Here is a 20,241-nt window from a genome sequence, read left to right as displayed (position 1 = left end):
CTATCAGACCCTGGACGCCCGGATCTCGCCGGCCACCGAGTACACCTTGAGCATCTGGTCCGCCGTGGTCGACCAGCCGAACCGCTCGGCGACCTGACGCGCACCGACCGCGTACGCCTGGCGCAGGTCGTCGGAGGCGAGCACCTCGGAGAGCACGTCCGCCCAGACGGCGGGATCGTGGCCCCGAACGAGCCTGCCGGAGACGTCGTGGTCGACGATCGTGCGCAGGCCACCGACACAGGCGGCGACGACGGGGATCCCGCTGGCCTGCGCCTCGGCGGCGACCAGCCCGAACGACTCGCTGCGCGACGGCATCGCGACGACGTCGGCCGCGTGGTACCACCGGGCGAGGGTGTCGCGGTCGGCGGGCGGGTGCATGATCACGTCGTCGGCAACCCCGGTCATCGAGGCGAGCGCGAGCAGCTCCCGCACGGCGGTCGTCCGTCCCGACGGGCCACCCAGCACGACGAGCAGCGGGACGGGCCGGCCGGTCACCTTGAGCACCCCGAGCGCCCTGACCAGCACGTCCGGCGCCTTGAGCGCCTGGACACGGCCGGCGAACAGCACGATCTGCCGGTCGGGCGGCAGGCCGAGCGACCGGCGGGCCGCCGACCGGTCCCCCGGCACGAAGCGGTCCAGGTCCACCCCGGGCTCGACGACGTGCACACGGTCGGGGTCGGCACCGTAGAGCTCGACCAGCTCCTCGGCCTCGACGGGCGTGCTGGCCACGAGGGCGTGCGCGTCGGCGACCACCTGCTCCTCGCCGATGACGCGCACGTTCGGCTCGGGCACGTCGCCCGGCGCCAGGGACGCGTTCTTCACGCGGGCCAGCGTGTGCGCGGTGTGCACGAGCGGGACCTCCCACCGGTCCGCCGCGATCGCGCCCACCTGCCCCGACAGCCAGTAGTGCGAGTGCACCACGTCGTACCAGCCGGGCCGGCGCGCGGCCTCCGAGCGCAGGACACCCGCGGCCATCCCGCACAGCACGCCAGGCAGGTCGTTCTTGTCGAGCCGTTCGAACGGGCCGGCGGGAACGTGGTGGACCAGGATCGGCGGGACCACGCCCGCCTCGACGTCGTCGGCAAGCAGGACCTCGCGCTCCTGCGCCCGGGACAACGGCCGACCGGCAGCGTCGAGGCCGGGCAGCGTGACGGTCTCCGCCTGGTCCGACGACGTGGCGCGCGTGAAGATCTCGACGCGCGCGCCTCGCCCGGCGAGCGCCCGGGAGAGCTCCAGCACGTAGACGTTCATGCCGCCCGCGTCACCGGTTCCCGGCTGCTCGAGAGGCGACGTGTGCACCGAGAGCATGGCGACGCGGGGTGCGAGGGTCACGAAGGCTCCTGTCAGGGACTGGTCGGCCTCCATTCTCCCTGAAGAATCCGGGCGTCACCTCACGATGAGCAGGTGCGGCGACGCGGCCCACGGCACGAACGTCGCATCACCGGCATAGGTGACCACGACGACAGAGTTCTTCGTCGAGCTCGCGAGCCGGACATCGGCCTGGCCGAACCGGTCGAGGATCGCCGAGCCCTTGCGCACACCGTTGACCCACACGACGACCGTCCCCGTCGGCGGGACGCCCGCGAACCCGGTGACCTGGATGCGGATGGCCTTCGGCTTCGACCGACCGACCGACCAGTCGGTGCCGTCGGTGCGCACCGTGGGGAGCGTCCTGGTGACCGTCAGGGTGCGGGCTGCGGTCGACGACGGGACGACCGCCGGACCACCCGTGTAGCCGGCGGTGACGCTGTGCCGCCCCACCTCGACCGTCGCGGGGAGCGGCACCCGCACGGTGCCGTCCGCGCCCAGCCGGCCGCGCCCGACGGCCGTCCCGTCGACGAGGACCTCGACCTCGCCGGACGGCGTCGCCCCGGGCGCGGTCACCGTGACCCGCGCGGAGACCGGCAGCCCGAACACGGTGACGCCCGACGAGAGCGAGAGCGCCGTCGCCGAGGCCACCGGCTCGGCGGCGGACAGCTCGGGTTCGGCGGACCCGCGAACGTCCTCGGCCACCCGGGCGTGCGCCACCTCGGTGACCGGGGGCGGCGCGAGCGCGAACAGGGACAGCGGTACGACCAGTGCGAGAGCGGCGAGGCTCGCGGGGACCCGGTTCGGACGATCGGCACGGCGCACGGCCACTCCCTCGTGACACGACCGCGCTCCGTCGCGCAGCCGGCGCCGCGATGTCGCCGAGGGCCCCGTCGCCCAGTCGCGACCTCGCGACACTCGTCAGCGAATCACGAAACGGTCACGGATGCACAGGAACGACGTCACGGATGCGCAGGAACCACACAGGCGGGTGACGGGAGCGGCCAGGATCCGCGCACCGAGCCGTCCGCAGCCAGCACCGCCACGTCGCCGGAGACCTGGTCCGCGACGACGGTCCACCCGTCGACGACCTCGAAGTGACGCGGCCACCGACCCGGCAGGGCGTGGTCCGCGACGTGCTCGAGCAGGCCGTCGTCGCCCGTGGCGAACTCGGCGACCACGTCGGCCGTCCGGGTGCCGACGAGCAGCCGACGCCCGTCGAGCACCACGTGCGACGGCAGCGCTCCGTCGGTCGTGCGCTCGACGGCCGGCACGGTCTGCACGAGCGTCCCCGTGCCGCTGGCGGCGTCCCAGGCCAGCACGCGGACCGTCACGTCGAGCTCGCCGACGACGTACGCGACGTGGCCGTCCTCGTCGAAGGTGAGGTGCCGCGGGCCGGTCCCCGGCGGGAACGTGGCCGCGATCCCGTCGGCGTGCAGACCCTGCGGTCCACGGCCGTAGCGCCGGATCTCGTCGGTCCCGAGGTCGACCACGAGCACCCAGCTGCCGGGTGCGTGTGCGACGAAGTGTGCGTGCGGACCCTCTTGGCGCTGCGGGTGCGGGCCGGCGCCGGCATGCCCGAGCACGCGGACCTCGCCGGCGAACCCGCCGGCCTCGTCGAGGGGCAGGACCGCGAGCGAACCGCTGCTGTAGTTGGCGACGAGCAGCGCACGGCCGTCCGTGTCGAGCAGCAGGTGGCACGGGTCGTCCCCACCGCTGGGGACCGTCGCGCGGTGGACCAGTCCGTCGCCGACGACGTCGAACGCGCTGATCGTGCCGACGGTCTGCTCGTTCGCCGCGTAGAGGACCGTCCCGCTCGGGTGCAGCGCGAGGAACGACGGCGACGGGGTCTGCACCACCTGCCGGGCGTCCTGCAGGACCCCGTCGACCAGGTCGGCCCGCCAGATGCCCTCCCCCTGACCGACAGGAGTGCCGGCTCCTGCGACGGGGTACGTACCGATCCAGAGGCTGCTCACGGGGCACGAGCCTACGACGGCGACAGGGGCACAGCCGCGCCCGCCCGGGCCCGCGCGAGAACGGCACCCCGCGCACACGCCAGTGACCGCGCGAGAACTACACCCGCGCGGTGCGCAGCCATCTCGCCGGGTCCGACAGCACGCCGTTCAGCACAGCGAGCGCCGCACCCTTCATGGCGGGGTGGGCACCCGCGCGGGCTCTCGAGACGGTCAGCGGCGCCCACGGCGCGAAGATGACGGACGCGTCGAGCTCCTCCTGAACGGGCCCGCGGACATGGTCGAACAGTCGACCGAACGTGCCGCCGAGCACCACCTCGGGGACGTCGACCACGTTCACGGCCGCGGCGAGCGCGACACCGAGCGACCGGCCCGCCTGCGCCACCGCCTCCTGCGCCCGCGAGTCGCCGGCGTCGAGCGCCTGCAGGAGGGCTTCGAGCCGCCTGACCGGGTCGATGCCGGCCGCGCGCAGCATCGCGTGCTGGCCGGCCACCTCCTCGAGCGATCCGCCGTCGACGCGGATGTGACCGATCTCGCCGTTCCACCCGCGGCGGCCGCGGAACAGCTCGCCGTCGAGCACGATCGCGCCGCCGACTCCGACCTCGCCGGACACGTACACGAACGAGCCGCCCCGGCGCGCGTGCGCCTCCGCCCGGGCGGCGAGCTTCGCCTCGTTGGCCAGCCGCGGGCGGGGGCCGCCGAGGAGGGCGATCACGTCGACGTCCCGCCAGCCGAGGCGCGGGGCGATCCGAAGCGGTCCGGTCACGCGGTCGACGAGCCCCGGCAGTGCCAGCGCCGAGCCCGCGACCGACACGCCGTCCAGAGTGGCGACGACGTCGTCGGCGATCCGCATCAGACGGCCCAGCACGGCCTTGGGGTCCGAGTTCCGCAGGTCCTCGAACTCGACCCGCTCGGCCAGCACGTCCCCGGCGAGGTCGATCACCAGAACCCCGAGGTAGTCGACGTTGATCTCCATGCCCAGCCCGGCGACTGTCCCACGCTGCGCCACGAGAGGCACCGCGGGCCGACCGGCGCGCTGGGTCTGGGTCGGTTCGAGCTCGCGGACCAGGCCCGCCTCGACGAGCTGGTCCACGAGCCCCGTCACGGTGGCCCGAGCCAACCCCGCCTGTGCGGCCAGCTGGGCACGAGACAGCGGCTTGACGGCGTCGATGATGGCGCGCAGCGCCACGGCCAGGTTCTGGTCCCGCATCTGCTCCTGTCTCGCCATGGGGTTGACCTTAGCGGCTCGCCGCGATAAATTCGTCGCGCAAATCAATCTCGACGAGGAGACATGCCATGACACCGCGGCCCACCCCTGAGGACAAGTTCTCGTTCGGCCTCTGGACGGTCGGCTGGAACGCGCAGGACCAGTTCGGCGGCGCTTCGCGCCCCTGGCTCGACCCGGTCGAGTCCGTGCACAAGCTGGCCGAGCTCGGCGCCGCCCACGTCACGTTCCACGACGACGACGTCGTGCCGTTCGGCTCCTCGGACGCCGACCGCGACAAGATCCTCGAGAGGTTCCGCGGCGCCCTGACCGAGACGGGCATCACCGTCGAGATGGTCACGACGAACACGTTCAGCCACCCGATCTTCAAGGACGGTGCGTTCACGTCGAACGACCGCCGGGTCCGTCGCTACGGCCTGCGCAAGGTGGTCCGCAACGTCGACCTCGCCGCGTCGCTCGGGGCCAGCACCTTCGTCATGTGGGGCGGCCGCGAGGGCGCCGAGTACGACTCCGCCAAGGACCTCTTCGCCGCGCACGAGCGCTACGCGGAGGGCATCGACACGGTCGCGGCGTACATCAAGGAGAAGGGCTACGACCTGCGCATCGCGCTCGAGCCCAAGCCGAACGAGCCTCGCGGCGACATCCTGCTCCCGACGATCGGCCACGCCCTCGCGCTCATCGCGAAGCTCGAGCACGGGGACATCGTGGGCCTGAACCCCGAGGTCGGGCACGAGCAGATGGCCGCGCTCAACTACACGCAGGGCATCGGCCTGGCGCTGTGGGCGGACAAGCTCTTCCACATCGACCTGAACGGACAGAAGTCGATCAAGTACGACCAGGACCTCGTGTTCGGCCACGGCGACCTGTTTTCCGCGTTCGCCACGGTGGACCTGATCGAGAACGGCTTCCCCTCGGGCGGCCCGCGCTACGACGGTCCGCGGCACTTCGACTACAAGCCGTCGCGCACCGAGGACTTCCAGGGCGTCTGGGACTCGGCGGCGGCCAACATGTCGACGTACCTGCTGCTCAAGGAGCGCGCACAGGCGTTCCGTGCCGACCCCGAGGTGCAGGCCGCGCTCGAGGAGTCCGGCGTCCTCGAGCTCTCGCAGCCGACGCTCTCCGAGGGCGAGACGCTGAGCGACCTGCTTGCCGACCCGTCCGCGTACGAGGACCTGGACGTCGACGCGGTCGCCGAGCGCGGCTTCGGCTTCGTGCGCCTCAACCAGCTGGCGCTCGAGCACGCCCTCGGCGCCCGCTGACCGGACGGCACCCTCGTGGTGCCACCGGGCTAGACCCCGCAACGTCCGCACTCGTGTGGCCCCTGACCCACGTGAGTGCGGACGTTGCGGCACCTTTGGGCTCCTTCTGTTCGACGTTGCTGTGTGAGGGGATCGTCATGACGCTCGTCGCCGGGGTGGACTCCTCGACGCAGGCCTGCAAGGTCGTGGTTCGCGACGCCGACACCGGGGCGCTCGTGCGCAGCGGCCGGGCGCCGCACCCCGACGGGACGTCCGTCGACCCGCAGCGCTGGTGGGACGCCCTGCAGTCCGCCATCGCCGAGGCCGGGGGTCTCGACGACGTCGCCGCGATCTCCGTCGGCGGTCAGCAGCACGGGCTGGTCGCCCTCGACTCGTCGGGTGCCGTGCTCCGCGACGCCCTGCTCTGGAACGACACCCGGTCGGCGGGAGCCGCCGCCGATCTGACCGAGGAGCTCGGCTCGGCCGCGTGGGCCTCGGCGGTCGGCTCCGTGCCCGTGGCCTCCCTGACGGTGACCAAGCTGCGCTGGCTGCGCGACGCCGAGCCCGACATCGCCTCACGCGTCGCGGCCGTGGCCCTCCCCCACGACTGGATCACCTGGCAGCTCTCCGGCGCCGTCAGCCTCGACACGCTCGTCACCGACCGGTCGGACGCCTCCGGCACCGGGTACTGGTCGCCGTCGAGCGGCTCCTACCGACACGACCTGCTCGAGCTCGCGCTCGGCCACGACGCGCTGCTCCCGCGCGTGCTCGGCCCGTCCGACGCCGGATATCGCGCGCTCGCGGGCCAGGTGCTCGGCCCGGGTGCCGGCGACAACGCGGCGGCCGCCCTCGCGCTCGACCTGGCGCCCGGCGACGTCGCCGTCTCCATCGGCACGTCCGGCGTCGTCTCCGCGATCTCGAGCGCCCCGACCGCCGACGCGTCGGGCCTCGTCAACGGGTTCGCCGACGCCACCGGCGCCTTCCTCCCGCTCGCGTGCACGCTCAACGCGTCCCGGGTGCTCGGCGCCGCCGCACGCATGCTCGGCGTCGACCACCAGGGACTGTCCGACCTGGCCCGCAGCGCCCCCGCAGGAGCCGACGGCCTCGTCCTGATCCCCTACCTCGAGGGCGAGCGCACGCCCAACAAGCCCGACGCCACCGGCGCCCTGCACGGGATGCGGCTGGCCAACACGACGCCCGCGCACCTCGCCCGGGCCGCCGTCGAGGGGATGCTGTGCGCGCTGGCGGACGGCATCGACGCGCTGCGCGCCCAAGGAGTGCCTGTGGAGCGGCTGTTCCTCGTCGGCGGCGGTGCCCAGTCCGCCGCCGTGCGCGAGATCGCGCCGGCGGTCTTCGGGCTGGATGTCTCCGTCCCGACACCCGGGGAGTACGTCGCCGACGGGGCGGCCCGGCAGGCCGCGTGGGTCCTCACCGGCGAAGCACCGACGTGGTCCTCGGCCACCGAGGCCGCCGTCCACCGCTCCGCGCCCCGCCCGCACATCCGGGAGCAGTACGCCGCGGTCCGCGAGCTCACGGGCACGCAGCCCCGCTAGCGCCACACACACACACGACGTCCGCACTCGATGGGCCTATAGCGCCCACGAGTGCGGACGTTGTGGTTTATCGGGAGTTGTACGGGTGGGACGCAGGAGAGCCCGGCGCGGGGGCGCCGGGCTCTCCGTCTGCCGGCGGGGGCCGGCGATGCTCTACTCGCGTCAGTGCGACGCGTCGTACGCGGCCTTGACCTCGGCCGAGATGCGACCCCGCTCGGACACCTGGTGCCCGTGCTCCTTGGCCCACTCGCGGATCGCCTGCGCGTCGCCGGACGACGAACGCCGACCGCGGGCGGCCGGCTTGCTCGACGTACGACCACCGAGCTTGCGCGCGTGCCCGACCCACTGGGCAAGGGCGTCACGCAGCTCGGTCGCGTGTGAGGCGGTGAGGTCGATCTCATAGGTGACGCCATCGAGCCCGAACGTCACGGTTTCATCGGCGGTTCCACCGTCGATGTCGTCGACCAGGAGAACCTGGACCTTCTGTGCCATTGTTCGCTCCGTCTGGCTGGTGTAGCAAGGCTGACGCGGTCACTATGGCATCGTGAGATTACAAGGTCAAACGCTGGGGGGCGTTTCGCCATTTGTGTTTCGCGCCTTCGCGGCGGCCTCGGCCTTGCGTTCCTCGGCATCCATTTTGGCGAGCGCCTGCCGTTCGGTCCGGTCTGCATTGACCAGCGCGCGGATGGCGACCCAGAACAGCAGCCCGACACCGATCGAGGGAAGAAGGGCCGCGAGGGCCGTGAACAGGGGATTCATCTCAGCCCTGCGGTTTCACGAGCGGAAAGAGGATCGTCTCGCGGATGCCGAGCCCCGTGAGCGTCATCAGAAGTCGGTCGATGCCCATACCGATACCGCCGCTCGGCGGGAGGGCGTACTCGACAGCCGTGAGGAAATCCTCATCGACCCGCATCGCCTCGTCGTCGCCGGCGGCAGCCAGCAGCGCCTGCGCCTCGAACCGCTGCCGCTGGATCACGGGGTCCACCAGCTCGGAATAGCCCGTGGCCAGCTCCACGCCCCGCACGTAGAGGTCCCACTTCTCGACGACCCCCGGCACCGTCCGGTGCTGGCGCACCAGCGGGCTCGTCTCCACCGGGAAATCGCGCACGAATGTCGGTGCGTACAGGTCGTCACCGACGCGGTGCTCCCACAACAGCTCGATCAGCTTGCCGTGATTGAGCTTCTTCGGGTCCGCCTCGATGTCGAACTTCTGCGCCAGCACCAGGAGGTCGTCCAACGACGTCTCCGGGGTGATCGCAATTCCCAGGGACGCGGCCAGCGAGTCGTACATGGACAGCTGCGCCCACTGCCCGCCGAGCTCGTAGTCCGTGCCGTCGGGAAGTGTGACCGTCGTCGTGCCCAGAACGTCGAGCGCGGCCGTCTGCACGAGGTCGCGCGTCAATTCCGCCATCGTGTCGTAGTCGCCGTAGGCCTCGTACGCCTCCAGCATCGCGAATTCCGGAGAGTGCGTGGAGTCAGCACCCTCGTTACGGAAGTTGCGGTTGATCTCGAAGACGCGCTCGATGCCGCCCACGACCGCGCGCTTGAGGAAGAGCTCCGGCGCGATGCGCATGTACAGGTCGATGTCGAACGCATTCATGTGCGTGACGAAGGGACGAGCCGCGGCGCCGCCGGGCTGCGTCTGCAGCATCGGGGTCTCGATCTCCACGAAGTCACGGGCATGGAAGTTGTCGCGGAGCGAGCGGATCATCGCGGGACGCAACCGGGCCGTCTGACGCGCCGTCGGGCGCACGATGAGGTCCACGTAGCGCTGCCGGACGCGGGCCTCCTCGGACAGCTCGACGCCCTCGTACAGGTTGGGCAGCGGGCGCAGGGACTTGGCGGCGATCAGCCACTCGTCGGCGAGCACCGAGAGCTCGCCCCGGCGCGACGAGATCACGCGGCCGTGCACGAACAGGTGGTCGCCCAGGTCGACGTCCGTCTTGAACGCCGCCAGGCGCTCCTCGCCGACCGCGTCCAGGCTGAACATCGCCTGCAGGCGGTTGCCCTCGCCGTCCTGGAGCGTGGCGAAGCAGAGCTTGCCGCCGATCCGCACGAACACGACGCGACCGGCCACGCCGACCTCGTCGTCCGTCTCGGTGCCCGCCTCGAGGTCCGGGTGCGCCGAACGGACGGCGGCGATCGTGTGCGTGCGCGGGACGCCGACGGGATAGGCCTCCTGGCCGCTCGCGAGGAGTCGCTCGCGCTTCTCCCGCCGGACGCGGATCTGCTCGGGGGCGTCGTCGGTGGGTGCCTCAGTCACCGGGCAAGGATACCGGCGGGAACTGTGCCGCCTTTCAGGACCGCTCCAGGTCCAGCGCGAGGTCCAGGATCGGCGACGAGTGCGTCAGGCCGCCCACCGAGAGGTAGTCGACACCCGTCTCGGCGACCTCGCGGGCGCGGTCGAGGGTCAGGTTGCCCGTGGCCTCGAGCTCGACGGTCCGGTCGCGTTCCCGGACGGCCTTGACGACCTGCCGCAGGACGTCCGTCGGCATGTTGTCGAGCAGCAGGAACCGCGCGCCTGCGTCCACGGCCTCCAGCGCCTGGGCCTCGGTGTCCGCCTCGACCTGGACGAGGACGTCCGGGAACCGGTCCTGGACGGCCTTGACCGCCGCGCTCACCGAGCCGGCCGCGACGACGTGGTTGTCCTTCACCATCGCGACGTCGTACAGGCCCATCCGCTTGTTCGTCCCGCCGCCGCAGCGCACCGCGTACTTGTCCAGCGCACGCAGCCCGGGCGTGGTCTTGCGGGTGTCGAGGACCTGGGCGCCGGTGCCCTCCAGCGCGTCCGCCCACCGGCGGGTGTGGGTCGCGACGCCCGACGCGCGGCTGGCCAGGTTGAGCAGCGTCCGCTCCGCGACGAGCAGCACCTGCGTGCGCCCCGCCAGGACCGCCAGCACGTCACCCCGCGCCACGCGGGTTCCGTCCGGGACGCGCTGGTCGACGGCCGGCACGGGCAGCCCGAGCCGCTGCGCCACCTGCTCGACGACCGCCGGCACGAGCACGAGGCCCGCGACGACCCCGGCCGCCCGCGCGACGAGCTCGGCGGTGCCCGTGGCGTCCGGCGAGATCGTCGCCTGCGTCGTGACGTCACGCCCCGGGGCTGGGCCGAGGTCCTCGTCGAGGGCGATGGCGACGGTCCGGGCGACCCACGCGGGGTCGAGTGCGGGAAGGCTCACGGCGCCACGGTACCCAGGCTCCGCCCGGGCCCGGGTCGTCGGTCCGTGAACCCGTCGCGCCGTCAGGTCAGCGGGACCCTGCGCGTGAGGAGTGTGCCCTCCGCGTCGAGCCAGGCCTCGAGACGCAGCCGCCACGCGTCGGACGGCGACGGGAAGTCGCTGCGGGCGTGCCCGCCACGAGACTCCTCGCGCTCCATGGCGGTCGCGGTCAGGACCGTGGCCACCTGGTGCACGTTCGTGGTCTCCCACTCGGCCACCTGGGGGGCGGCCAGCCGGCGACCGTCGTCGCTGCGCAGGTGGGCATCGGTCGGCACCGCCGCGAGGGCCACGGACGCGCGCTGCAGGCCGTCGCCCGAGCGCAGGACGCCGGGACCGTCGGACGCGATGCGTTGCACCCGAGAGCGCGAGGCGGCCGCCACCAGCGCCTCGGCACCGGGCCGCTCGACCGGCTCGAGCGGCGGGCGGGGGGCCTGGGCCGCGATGTGCCGAGCCGCGCGCGTGGCGAACACCAGGCCCTCGAGGAGGGAGTTGGAGGCGAGCCGGTTCGCGCCGTGCACCCCGGTGCACGCGACCTCCCCGACGGCGTACAGACCGGGGACGGTGGTGCGGCCGACGAGGTCGGTCACGACGCCGCCGGAGTGGTAGTGCTGCGCCGGGGCGACCGGGACGAGGTCGGTGGTCAGGTCGATGCCGTGCTCGCGCAGCCGGTCGTGGATCGTCGGGAAGCGGCGACGCAGGAAGTCGGCGCCGAGGTGCCGCGCGTCCAGCCAGACATGGTCCGCACCCGTGGCGGCCATCCGGCGCACGATCGCGTGCGCGACGATGTCCCGCGGTGCGAGCTCCGCCATCGGGTGCACGTCCGGCATGAACCGCACGCCGTCCGTGTCGAGCAGCAGCGCACCCTCACCGCGCACCGCCTCCGAGACGAGCGTCAGCTGGCCCTTCACACCGGAGCCCAGCCATAAAACCGTCGGGTGGAACTGCACGAACTCGACGTCCCCGAGCACCGCGCCCGCACGCAGCGCCGCGGCGATCCCGTCGCCCGTCGCCTGCGACGGGTTGGTCGACGAGCGGTAGACCTGCCCGATCCCGCCCGTGGCCAGCACCACCGCGCCGCCCAGCGCCGCGCCGACGCCGTCGCGCTGGCCCTCACCGATCACGTGGAGCGTCACGCCGCAGGCCCGACCGGGGCGGCCGTCCGCGGTCGGTGGGCCGGTCAGCACGTCCAGGACCAGCGCGTGCTCGATGACCTCGATGCCCGGGTCGTTGCGCACCGCCTCGATCTGCGCGACGAGCGCCCGCGAGATCTCGGCGCCCGTCGCGTCGCCGCCCGCGTGCACGATCCGGTCGGCGTGGTGGCCGCCCTCCCGGGTGAGGGAGATGGTGCCGTCGGGGGAACGGTCGAAGACCGCCCCGCGCGTGACCAGCTCCCGGACGCGCGCGGGGCCCTCGGTCACGAGCACCTCGACCGCACGCGGGTCGCACAGGCCAGCACCCGCGACGAGGGTGTCCTGCAGGTGCGCGGCCGGCGAGTCCGACGGGTCCAGCGCCGCCGCGATCCCGCCCTGGGCCCAGACCGTCGAGCCCGACGCCAGGATGTCCTTGGTGACGAGCAGGACCCGTGGCACCCGGGTGCGCAGCTCGAGCGCGGCGGTGAGGCCGGCGATCCCCGAACCGACGACGACCGCGTCCGCCCGGACGGTCCACCCCGGTGCGGGCGCGGCAAGGCGGGTGGCGAGAGTCGTGACCGTGGCGTGGGTCCGGAGCGCGTCCGCTTGGCCCACGAGGGCCGTCACAGGCCTCGCCCGACCAGCGCGCGGCCCTGTGCGAGCGGCAGCCCGCTGGGTTCGAGGTCCGGCCACCCATTGGGGACCTGACCCGGGTCGTCGCCGAGGGCAGCGATCCGGTTCCGCTCGTCGACGAGCACGACCCGGGGCTCGTAGGTCCGCGCCTCCGCGTCGGAGAGCTGGCCGTAGGCGATCAGGATCACGATGTCGCCCGGGTGGATGAGGTGCGCAGCCGCGCCGTTCACGCAGACCTCGCCGGCGCCCGGTGCCCCGGCGATCGCGTAGGTCGTCAGGCGCGCCCCGTTGGTCACGTCCACGACGTCCACCTGCTGTCCGGGCAGGACGTCCGCGGCGGCCAGGAGCGAGGCGTCGACCGTGATCGACCCGACGTAGTGCAGGTCGGCGTGCGTGACGGTCGCACGGTGGATCTTGCCCGTCATCATCGTGCGGACCAGGCTCGTCACGCGGAGACCTCCACAGGGGCGTTGTCGATCAGCCGCGTCGAACCCACGTGGGCGGCGAGCAGGAGCAGGGCCTCGCCCCGATAGGAGGCGTCGACCTCGGTGAACGTGGCCGGCTCGACGAGCGCCACGTAGTCGACCTCGTCGATCCCCGCGGCCTGCAGCGTGTCGAGCGCCGTGGACCGGATGGCGTCGGCCGCGTGCTCCCGCGCCGCGAGGGTGAGCGCCTGCGAGAGCCCGAGCGCCCGGCGACGGTCGTCGGCGGAGAGGTACGCGTTGCGGCTCGACAGCGCCAGGCCGTCCTCGTCGCGAACCAACGGCGCGCCGTGCACCACGACCGGGACGTCGAGGTCGCGGACCATGCGCCGGACGGCCGCGAGCTGCTGGGCGTCCTTGCGGCCGAACAGGGCGACGTCGGGGCGGGTCAGGTGCATCAGCTTGAGCACGACGGTCAGCACCCCGTCGAGGTGCCCAGGCCGGTGAGCGCCCTCGAGCGCATCCCCGATCGCGCCCGCGGCGACCCGCACGATCGGCTCACCGTCGGGGTAGATCACGGACTGGTCGGGGGCGAACACGATGTCGTCCGGGCCGAGCAGACCCGGCCCCGACAGCAGGGCGAGGTCACCGTGCAGGTCGCGCGGGTACCGGGACAGGTCCTCCCCCGCGCCGAACTGCAGCGGGTTCACGAAGATCGTCACCACGACGGCGTCGGCCAGCTCGCGGGCCTTCGCGACGAGGGACAGGTGCCCGGCGTGGAGCGCACCCATCGTCATCACGACCGCCCGCCGGTGCGGCCGGGCGGTGTGCGCGGCACGCCCCTCGGAGCGCGGGACCGCCTGCACGTCCTGCACCGCCAGGGCCGCGGCCAGCTCCTCGCGCGTGTGCACGAGGGTCGGCGTCGTGGTCTGCGTGCTCATTCTGCGTCCTCCTGCGGATCCTGCTGCGATCTCACGTCCCCTTGCAACGCCGGGGAGCCCTCGTTGATGCCGTCGAGCACGTCCTGCGCGGCCGTCGCCGAGATCAGGCCGGCGGCGAGCGCCCGCCCGGCCGCCGAACGGGCCAGAGCACGGTACCCCTCGACGACGTCGACCGCGCCCGTGCGTGCGGCGAAACGGGCCAGCGCCTCCTCGTGCTCTCGGACCGTGCCGGCGTCTCCACGTCGCACGGGCCCCGTCAACGCGCTGATCGCGCCGGAACCCCGGCTGCCGGTGACGGGGTCCGTCGGCGACTCGGCACGCAGCGCTCCGTCGAGGGCGGCCTCGAGCAGGGGCGCGAGCATCCTCCCGGGATCCGTGACGCCCGCGTCCGCGAGCGCCTGGGCCGCTTGGGCGACGAGGACCACCAGGTGGTTCGCACCGTGCGCCAGGGCCGCGTGGTAGAGGCCACGCGCGCCCTCGTCGAGCACCACCGGCTCGCCGCCGATCTCCACGACGAGCGCCTGCCCGATGGGCAGCACCGGCGCCGGCGCCGTCACGGCGAACGAGCAGCCGACCAGTCGCGACAGGTCCAGCGACGTGCCCGTGAACGTCATCGCGGGGTGCAGGGCCAGGGGGATCACGCCGACCGCGCGCGCAGGCGTCAGGACGTCGATGCCGAACCGCCCGGAGGTGTGCACGACGATCTGGCCGGCCTGCCACGCGCCCACGTCCGCGAGTCCTCGCACCAGAGGGGCCAGCGCGTCGTCCGGGACGGCGAGCAGGACCAGCTCCGCGCGGCGGACGACCTCCGGGATGTCGAGCACCGGCACCCCCGGCAGCAGCGCGGCGGCGCGCTCGCGAGAGGCCTCGGAGATCGCCGACACGGCCACGACCGGGTGGCCGGCGCCACGCAGCGCGCTGCCGAGCACCGCGCCCACCCGTCCGGCACCGACGACACCGACCCCGAGCCGGCCCGGCCGCGTTGCCGGGTCGCTCATGTCGAGGGTTCCGGGGGCGCGTCAGCGGTACCCGTCGGGACGCCGACAGCGCGCATCCACTGCTCGGGCGTCGCCGTCGCGCGGGCCGTGCGGGCCCGGGCCGACTGCTCGTCGAGGAGCGCAGCAGCGACCGCCGCACCGAGATGTTCGACCCGCGGCGACACGGGCCCGGGCGTCGAGTGCAGCACGAACGACGCCAGTCCGAACTTGCGCTGGACGACGCCCTGCTCGATGCCGAGCGACTGCGTGCGCTCGTGCGGGACCACGTCCACCTGCCGCCAGAACCGGCCCGACCGGGTGACCAGCGCCCGTTCGGTGACGCGGAACCCGTGCCGCCGCCAACCGATCGGGTCCACCCAACGGGCGCTGCGGGGAGCGCCGGTGAACCCCGCGTCGTCGCCGGTGCTGTCGAGCGCAGCGTCGACCAGCGCGACCGGGTCCTCGACCCCGAGGTCCGGCAGGACGAGCCACAGGGCGGTCATCGCCTCCGCGCGGGTCGCGACGGGGTGCAGCACAGTATCCCGCTGCGACTCGCTGCCCTGGCCGTAGCCGGCCACGTTGATCTCGACGCGCCACCAGTCCTTGCGGCGCCAGAGGGGCGTCTGCGAGAGCCGGATGGCCTGGACGCGGCCCGGGGGCACCGTCTGGGCTCGGTTCTCGGTCAGACCGTGCCGTAGGCGGATGCCGTCCGGCGAGATCGCCGCCCGGAAGTTGGCGCCCTGGTTCACGCGGTTCCAGACGAACGCGGCGCCGGCGAAGAGAGCGGGAAGCATGTAGAACAGCGCCCCGATGTCGCGCGACGCGACGACGGCGACGACGATGCCGGCGACCGCCAGCACGAGCGCGGGCACGGCACCGGAGCGCAGCGTCGCGACGATGAGCCGCCCCATCGGCAGCTCGTACACCTCGCGCTCGGGCGCCGCGTCGAAGGGTGCCGGAGCCGGCGCCTGCGCGACGGCCGCCGCGGGCGGCACGTCCGTCGAGATCGGCGCCGAGGCCGTCGGCACGCTGGTCGGCCGTTGCAGCCCCGCAGCCAGCGCGAGCAGCTCGGAGCGCAGCACCTCCGCGTCGGCCTCTCGGAGGAACGCCAGCGAGACGCCCGAGCCGTCGCCGCCTGCGGTCTCGATCTTGAGCTCCGACAGCCCGACGAGCCGCGCCAGGAGCGGCTGCACGACGTCGACGGCCTGCAGGCGGTCGAGGCGCGCCTGCCGTTGCTGCCGGAACAGCACCCCGGTGCGCAGGTGGACCGCCTCGTCCGTGACAGCGAACCGCGTGACCCGCCAGGCCAGCGACGAGTAGGCGAACCCGACGAGGGCGACCACCGCGAGCACGCCCAGCACCAGGAGCCACGCCTTGCCGTGCCGCAGGTCGACGGCCTCCCGCAGGTTGTCGGACTGGATCACCACGATGGTGACCACCGCGACCACGATCCGCCAGCCCTTGAGCGCCGGCGTGATCGGGTGCATCCGACGCCAGCCCGTGATGGCGTCGGGACCCTCGGCGGGCTCCGACTGCACCGGCGGGGCACCCGAGGTGACAGGGGACTGCTCGGTCACAGCCCCGCCAACCGGGCCTCGCCCCGCGAGGCCATCCGGTCGCGCAGGCGTGCGGCCTCCTGCGGAGGAAGACCGTTGATCGCGGCGCTCGTGGCGGGCGCTGCCGTGTGCAGCTGCACCGTCGCGATACCGAACCGGCGGGCCAGCGGGCCGGCGTTGACGTCCACGTACTGCATCCGCCCGTACGGCACCACGACCAGCGAGCGCAACATGATGCCCCGCCGCACCAGCAGGTCGTCCGCGCGCTCCGCGTACGCCATCGCGCCGACCTGGCGTCGCACCAGCCAGCTGATCCAGAGGCCGAGCAGCACGACGGCCGCGGGCAGCGTCCAGAGCCAGGGCTCCCCCGCGGCGACCGCGATCACGCCGGTCACGAGCAGGAGCGGGACGAGGACGATCGCGGCGACCGTGAGCCGGGCGCCGATCAGCTTGCGGGACACGGGCGTCCAGATGACGTCGCTCGGGTCGAAGGGCTCCCGGCTCACCGGAAACGCGTCAGAGGTCATCTCCCCATCCTGTCACCGGAGGAATCGAGCACGTCGCGCGCCGTCACGGGGTGGTCGGGTCGGGCGCCGGACGCTCGCGGGCGGCGTCCGCGCCAGCCTCCGGTGGCGGGATCCGGCAGAACCGCTCGACCACGAGGCCGACGACCGCCAGCACGACTCCACCCGCCATCGCCACGGCCGCCGACACGACCCGGCTGCCGTTGCCCGGCTCGTCGGTCCCCGTCAGCAGGGCCAGCACGTGTCCTCCGTACCAGCCGGCGAGCAGGGCGCCCGTGTAGCAGGAGGCCTTCGCGAGAACGACGGTCCGGGCTGCGCGCAACGCATCGAGGTCGGGCCGCTTGCCCTGCAGGTACTGGCGCACGTGCCATCCGAGCACGAAGACCACCGCGGCGATGCCGAGCTCGACCACGACGACGAGCCACGGCACGCTCGGGGGGAGCGCACCGCGCGACGCCAGGGCTCGCAGGACGATCCAGGTGCCGGCCGCGACGACCCCGGCCGTGAGCAGGAGGTTCTGCCAGCGGGTGGTGTGCATCACGACCGGGGTGCCTCTGCTCCCTCGTCGGGCGCGCCGTCGTCCGTCAGGGCCGGCGCGGGCGGCGGGGTCGGCGGGGTCGGCGCCGTGAGCCAGTCGAGGGCGAGCCAGCGGATGCCGTCACGGTCCGGTGCGGTTGCCGCGAGGGCGGCGACCGGCCCGCCGCCGAGCCCGGGGAGCACGGCCTGCGGGTCGAGCTGCGCCCACGGCTCCAGGACGAACGCGCGCTCGTGCGCCCGCGGGTGCGGCAGCTCGAGGTCGTCCGTCACGGCGAGGACCGAGCCGAACACGATGATGTCGACGTCCAGGGTCCGCGGCCCCCACCGCTCCGCGCGGAGCCGACCGTGCTCCTGCTCGATCGCCTGCGTCACGCGCAGCAGCTCGCGCGGGGCGAGCATCGTGCGGGCCAGCACCACCGCGTTCAGGTAGTCGGCCTGCTCCGGTCCTCCGACGGCTGCCGTGCGCGCGAGCGGCGACACCTGCACCACCTCGAGGCCGGGGGTGTGCGACAGGGCGTGGACCGCGGCGCGCAGCGTCTCCTGCGCCGCCCCGATGTTCGCCCCCAGCGCGAGGACCACGTCGACGACCGTCGAGGGTGGGACGTCGAGAGCGTCCGACACGACCTCCCCGACGACCGCGTCCGTGCTCGTCTCGACCAGCTGCGAGCCGACGTCGCCGGTCCTGGCGTCCGCGTCCCGCGCATCACCGGTGGAGGCGACGGCAGCCGTCGGGTTGCCCGGCGGCTGGGCGAACGGCGCCGGAGTCAGGCCGGTCGGCTCGAAGGTCGTGGGGACGACGACGGCCGTGGCACCATCCGGTCCCTCCCCCGGTGCCGGCACGGGCTCCGAGCCGATCGGGGGAACGATCGCCGACCAGGGGACGGTCGGCGGGACGACGGGTGCGGCGGCCGCTGCCGCGACACCGGCGACCACCGGAGCACCGGGCGGCGGCGTGACCGGGAACGACGCGGTCGGCGTGGGGCTGTGGCGCACGTGGGCCACCGTGTCGGTCTGGGGACGCGGCAGGTACGGCTCCGCCGCCGGCAGCTTGGCGCGGTCGCGGCGGATGCGGACGACGACGTCCCCGAACGGCACCTCGATGGGCGCCTGCGGCTTGTGCACGCTGACGTCGACGGCCTGCACGATCGCGTGCGAGAGCACCGTGGCCGCGATGCGCTCCGCGACGGTCTCGATCAGGTCCACCGGATCGCCCGACAGCACCGCCGACACCTGCTCGGCGAGCACGCCGTAGTTGAGCGTGTGCGCCAGGTCGTCGCGAGCGGCCGCCCGGCGGGTGTCCATGTGCACGACGACGTCCGCGACGAACGTCTGACCCTCGCGCCGCTCGAACTCGAACACGCCGTGGTAGCCGGTGGTCGTGATGCCCGTGAGGCGGATCTGGTCGAGCAGCCGGCCCCCGCCGTCCAGGACGCCGCCCTCCCACTGCTCGTCGGTGGTCACCGCGTACTCCCTCCGGTTCGTGCGTCCTCGTCGACTGCGAGCTCGTCCTCGTCGCCCGGGTCGGGGACCGCTCGCCAGGCAGCCGCCACGCGCACCGCATCGGCAGAGCCTGCCACCTCGTGCACCCGGACGCACCAGGCTCCCGCGGCCGCGGCCAGCGCGGACACCGCGGCGGTCGCGCCGTCACGCGCTAGCGGCGGCGCCGGCTCGCCGCCGGGACCCGCGAGCAGGTGCCCGAGGAAGCGTTTGCGGCTCGCGCCGACCAGCACCGGGAAGCCGTCCCCCACCAGCTCGGGAAGCCGCGCCAGCAGCGGCCAGTTGCTCGCGCCGGCCTTCGCGAACCCCAGGCCCGGGTCGAGCACGATCTGCTCGTCGCGCACACCGGCGGAGCGCAGACCCGCGACGCGCGAGGCCAGCTCGCGCCGGACGTCGGCGACGACGTCGTCGTAGTCGTCCAGGTCGTCCATGACATCCGCGTGACCGCGCCAGTGCATGGCCACATAGGCGACGCCCGTCTCGGCGACCACGCCGTACATGGCGTCGTCGGCGAGTCCGCCCGAGACGTCGTTGACGAGGCGGGCACCCCGCGCGACAGCCTCGCGGGCGACGACCGCACGCGTGGTGTCCACGCTGACGACGGCACCCCGCGCGACGAGACCGTCGACCACCGGGAGCACCCGGTCCAGCTCGTCCTGCACGGGGACACGGCGCGCGCCGGGACGGGTCGACTCGCCGCCGACGTCCAGCAGGTCGGCGCCCTGGCCGATCAGCTCCAGACCGTGCGCGACCGCCGCCGAGGGCGTGAACCAGCGGCCGCCGTCCGAGAACGAGTCCGGGGTGACGTTGACGACGCCCATCACGAGGGTCCGCTCGGCGTCCGGGATCCCCTTCACGCTGGTGGGCCTCGGCGTCGCGGACATGGCGCGCGAGGTGCGTCAGCGACCGAGCACGAGGCTCATGGCCTCGGCCCGCGTGGCGACGTCGCGCATCTGCCCACGGACGGCGGAGGTCACGGTGCGCGAGCCCGGCTTGCGCACGCCGCGCATCGACATGCAGAGGTGTTCGCACTCCACCACGACGAGCACGCCGCGGGGCGCCAGCTCGGTCACCAGGGCGTCGGCGATCTGCGCCGTCAGCCGCTCCTGCACCTGCGGGCGACGCGCGAACACGTCGACGAGCCGTGCGAGCTTGCTGAGGCCGGTGATCTGGCCGTCCGCACCGGGGATGTAGCCGACGTGCGCGACGCCGTGGAACGGCACCAGGTGGTGCTCGCACGTCGAGTACACCTCGATGTCCTTGACCAGCACCATCTCGTCGTGACCCAGGTCGAACGTCGTGGTCAGGACGTCGGCGGGCTCCTGGAACAGCCCGGCGAAGATCTCCTTGTAGGAGCGCGCCACGCGCGCGGGCGTCTCGCGCAGACCCTCGCGGTCCGGGTCCTCACCGACGGCCAGCAGCAGCTCGCGGATCGCCGCCTCGACGCGGGACTGGTCGTACGCCGCGATCGCGGCACCCTTGTGGCCGAGGGCCGGCGTGATGTCGCCC

Annotated in this window: 20 protein-coding genes; 2 read left to right on the top strand and 18 right to left on the bottom strand. The window is 73.5% G+C overall.

The genetic code is table 11. From position 1 onward, the window contains the following. Positions 1 to 3 precede the first annotated feature (3 nt). From I847_RS0117070 to I847_RS0117055, 4 genes are all read right to left on the bottom strand, one after another. Positions 4 to 1,308 carry a glycosyltransferase gene (locus tag I847_RS0117070; protein WP_034611067.1) on the bottom strand — a complete coding sequence of 435 codons (1,305 nt, stop codon included), beginning with the start codon at positions 1,306 to 1,308 and terminating at the stop codon, positions 4 to 6. Positions 1,309 to 1,386: 78 nt separating this feature from the next. After that, positions 1,387 to 2,133, bottom strand: coding sequence for an Ig-like domain-containing protein (locus tag I847_RS0117065; RefSeq protein ID WP_196804602.1), 747 nt, complete (start codon positions 2,131 to 2,133; stop codon positions 1,387 to 1,389). A gap of 137 nt (positions 2,134 to 2,270) precedes the next feature. Continuing rightward, on the bottom strand, positions 2,271 to 3,284 hold the full coding sequence (locus I847_RS24535; RefSeq protein WP_034610802.1) for a beta-propeller fold lactonase family protein: 1,014 nt from the start codon (positions 3,282 to 3,284) through the stop codon (positions 2,271 to 2,273). Between the two features lie 97 nt (positions 3,285 to 3,381). Beyond that, the gene (locus tag I847_RS0117055) at positions 3,382 to 4,509 is read right to left on the bottom strand and encodes an ROK family protein (RefSeq protein WP_034610800.1); all 1,128 of its coding nucleotides are present in this window, start codon (positions 4,507 to 4,509) and stop codon (positions 3,382 to 3,384) included. A 68-nt stretch (positions 4,510 to 4,577) separates the two neighbouring features. Here I847_RS0117055 and xylA point away from each other — a divergent pair, with 68 nt between their 5' ends. After that, positions 4,578 to 5,765, top strand: coding sequence for a xylose isomerase (xylA, locus tag I847_RS0117050; RefSeq protein WP_028050645.1), 1,188 nt, complete (start codon positions 4,578 to 4,580; stop codon positions 5,763 to 5,765). 137 nt (positions 5,766 to 5,902) lie between these two features. Then, complete coding sequence (gene xylB, locus I847_RS0117045; protein ID WP_028050644.1) at positions 5,903 to 7,297, top strand: xylulokinase; 1,395 nt, start codon at positions 5,903 to 5,905, stop codon at positions 7,295 to 7,297. A gap of 162 nt (positions 7,298 to 7,459) precedes the next feature. Here the strand turns inward: xylB and I847_RS0117040 are convergent, their stop codons facing one another. From I847_RS0117040 to folE, 14 genes are all read right to left on the bottom strand, one after another. Continuing rightward, on the bottom strand, positions 7,460 to 7,789 hold the full coding sequence (locus I847_RS0117040) for an Lsr2 family protein (protein WP_028050643.1): 330 nt from the start codon (positions 7,787 to 7,789) through the stop codon (positions 7,460 to 7,462). A 66-nt stretch (positions 7,790 to 7,855) separates the two neighbouring features. Continuing rightward, a complete protein-coding gene (locus I847_RS0117035; protein ID WP_028050642.1) occupies positions 7,856 to 8,056 on the bottom strand; it encodes a hypothetical protein in 201 nt (66 codons plus the stop codon). A 1-nt stretch (position 8,057) separates the two neighbouring features. After that, a complete protein-coding gene (lysS, locus tag I847_RS0117030) occupies positions 8,058 to 9,560 on the bottom strand; it encodes a lysine--tRNA ligase (protein ID WP_028050641.1) in 1,503 nt (500 codons plus the stop codon). Positions 9,561 to 9,594: 34 nt separating this feature from the next. Next, complete coding sequence (gene nadC, locus I847_RS0117025) at positions 9,595 to 10,476, bottom strand: carboxylating nicotinate-nucleotide diphosphorylase (protein WP_028050640.1); 882 nt, start codon at positions 10,474 to 10,476, stop codon at positions 9,595 to 9,597. A 62-nt stretch (positions 10,477 to 10,538) separates the two neighbouring features. Then, positions 10,539 to 12,272: an L-aspartate oxidase gene (locus tag I847_RS0117020; protein WP_028050639.1), complete on the bottom strand. Its 1,734-nt coding sequence runs from the start codon at positions 12,270 to 12,272 to the stop codon at positions 10,539 to 10,541. Continuing rightward, on the bottom strand, positions 12,269 to 12,727 hold the full coding sequence (gene panD, locus I847_RS0117015; protein WP_028050638.1) for an aspartate 1-decarboxylase: 459 nt from the start codon (positions 12,725 to 12,727) through the stop codon (positions 12,269 to 12,271). The genes I847_RS0117020 and panD overlap by 4 nt, the downstream gene beginning before the upstream one ends. Continuing rightward, the gene (gene panC, locus I847_RS0117010) at positions 12,724 to 13,641 is read right to left on the bottom strand and encodes a pantoate--beta-alanine ligase (RefSeq protein WP_028050637.1); all 918 of its coding nucleotides are present in this window, start codon (positions 13,639 to 13,641) and stop codon (positions 12,724 to 12,726) included. The genes panD and panC overlap by 4 nt, the downstream gene beginning before the upstream one ends. Further along, positions 13,638 to 14,639, bottom strand: coding sequence for a Rossmann-like and DUF2520 domain-containing protein (locus I847_RS24530; RefSeq protein WP_051275021.1), 1,002 nt, complete (start codon positions 14,637 to 14,639; stop codon positions 13,638 to 13,640). The genes panC and I847_RS24530 overlap by 4 nt, the downstream gene beginning before the upstream one ends. Continuing rightward, positions 14,636 to 16,195, bottom strand: coding sequence for a PH domain-containing protein (locus tag I847_RS24525; RefSeq protein WP_231384262.1), 1,560 nt, complete (start codon positions 16,193 to 16,195; stop codon positions 14,636 to 14,638). Before I847_RS24525 ends, I847_RS24530 begins: the two co-directional genes overlap by 4 nt. Beyond that, positions 16,192 to 16,701: a PH domain-containing protein gene (locus tag I847_RS0116995; protein ID WP_028050636.1), complete on the bottom strand. Its 510-nt coding sequence runs from the start codon at positions 16,699 to 16,701 to the stop codon at positions 16,192 to 16,194. Before I847_RS0116995 ends, I847_RS24525 begins: the two co-directional genes overlap by 4 nt. A gap of 43 nt (positions 16,702 to 16,744) precedes the next feature. After that, a complete protein-coding gene (locus I847_RS0116990) occupies positions 16,745 to 17,236 on the bottom strand; it encodes a DUF3180 domain-containing protein (RefSeq protein ID WP_034610797.1) in 492 nt (163 codons plus the stop codon). After that, on the bottom strand, positions 17,236 to 18,696 hold the full coding sequence (gene folK, locus I847_RS24520; protein ID WP_081681079.1) for a 2-amino-4-hydroxy-6-hydroxymethyldihydropteridine diphosphokinase: 1,461 nt from the start codon (positions 18,694 to 18,696) through the stop codon (positions 17,236 to 17,238). Before folK ends, I847_RS0116990 begins: the two co-directional genes overlap by 1 nt. Beyond that, entirely contained in the window at positions 18,693 to 19,616 is a 924-nt protein-coding gene (gene folP / locus I847_RS24515; RefSeq protein ID WP_081681077.1) for a dihydropteroate synthase, read from the bottom strand. The genes folK and folP overlap by 4 nt, the downstream gene beginning before the upstream one ends. A gap of 15 nt (positions 19,617 to 19,631) precedes the next feature. Further along, the gene (gene folE / locus I847_RS24510; protein ID WP_034611056.1) at positions 19,632 to 20,234 is read right to left on the bottom strand and encodes a GTP cyclohydrolase I FolE; all 603 of its coding nucleotides are present in this window, start codon (positions 20,232 to 20,234) and stop codon (positions 19,632 to 19,634) included. Positions 20,235 to 20,241 lie beyond the last annotated feature (7 nt).

The organism is Cellulomonas sp. URHD0024, assembly GCF_000426185.1.
Taxonomy (GTDB): Bacteria; Actinomycetota; Actinomycetes; order Actinomycetales; family Cellulomonadaceae; genus Cellulomonas.
This window is presented reverse-complemented; position numbering and strand designations above follow the sequence as displayed.

What these genes read in the sequence shown, in the direction of transcription:
- I847_RS0117035 (WP_028050642.1), bottom strand. Translation starts at nt 8,056, where the DNA reads ATGAATCCCCTGTTCACGGCCCTCGCGGCCCTTCTTCCCTCGATCGGT.
- I847_RS0117070 (WP_034611067.1), bottom strand. Translation starts at nt 1,308, where the DNA reads ATGCTCTCGGTGCACACGTCGCCTCTCGAGCAGCCGGGAACCGGTGAC.
- panC (WP_028050637.1), bottom strand. Translation starts at nt 13,641, where the DNA reads ATGAGCACGCAGACCACGACGCCGACCCTCGTGCACACGCGCGAGGAG.
- I847_RS0116990 (WP_034610797.1), bottom strand. Translation starts at nt 17,236, where the DNA reads ATGCACACCACCCGCTGGCAGAACCTCCTGCTCACGGCCGGGGTCGTC.
- I847_RS24530 (WP_051275021.1), bottom strand. Translation starts at nt 14,639, where the DNA reads ATGAGCGACCCGGCAACGCGGCCGGGCCGGCTCGGGGTCGGTGTCGTC.
- xylB (WP_028050644.1), top strand. Translation starts at nt 5,903, where the DNA reads ATGACGCTCGTCGCCGGGGTGGACTCCTCGACGCAGGCCTGCAAGGTC.
- I847_RS0117040 (WP_028050643.1), bottom strand. Translation starts at nt 7,789, where the DNA reads ATGGCACAGAAGGTCCAGGTTCTCCTGGTCGACGACATCGACGGTGGA.
- I847_RS0117055 (WP_034610800.1), bottom strand. Translation starts at nt 4,509, where the DNA reads ATGGCGAGACAGGAGCAGATGCGGGACCAGAACCTGGCCGTGGCGCTG.
- xylA (WP_028050645.1), top strand. Translation starts at nt 4,578, where the DNA reads ATGACACCGCGGCCCACCCCTGAGGACAAGTTCTCGTTCGGCCTCTGG.
- folP (WP_081681077.1), bottom strand. Translation starts at nt 19,616, where the DNA reads ATGTCCGCGACGCCGAGGCCCACCAGCGTGAAGGGGATCCCGGACGCC.
- I847_RS0116995 (WP_028050636.1), bottom strand. Translation starts at nt 16,701, where the DNA reads ATGACCTCTGACGCGTTTCCGGTGAGCCGGGAGCCCTTCGACCCGAGC.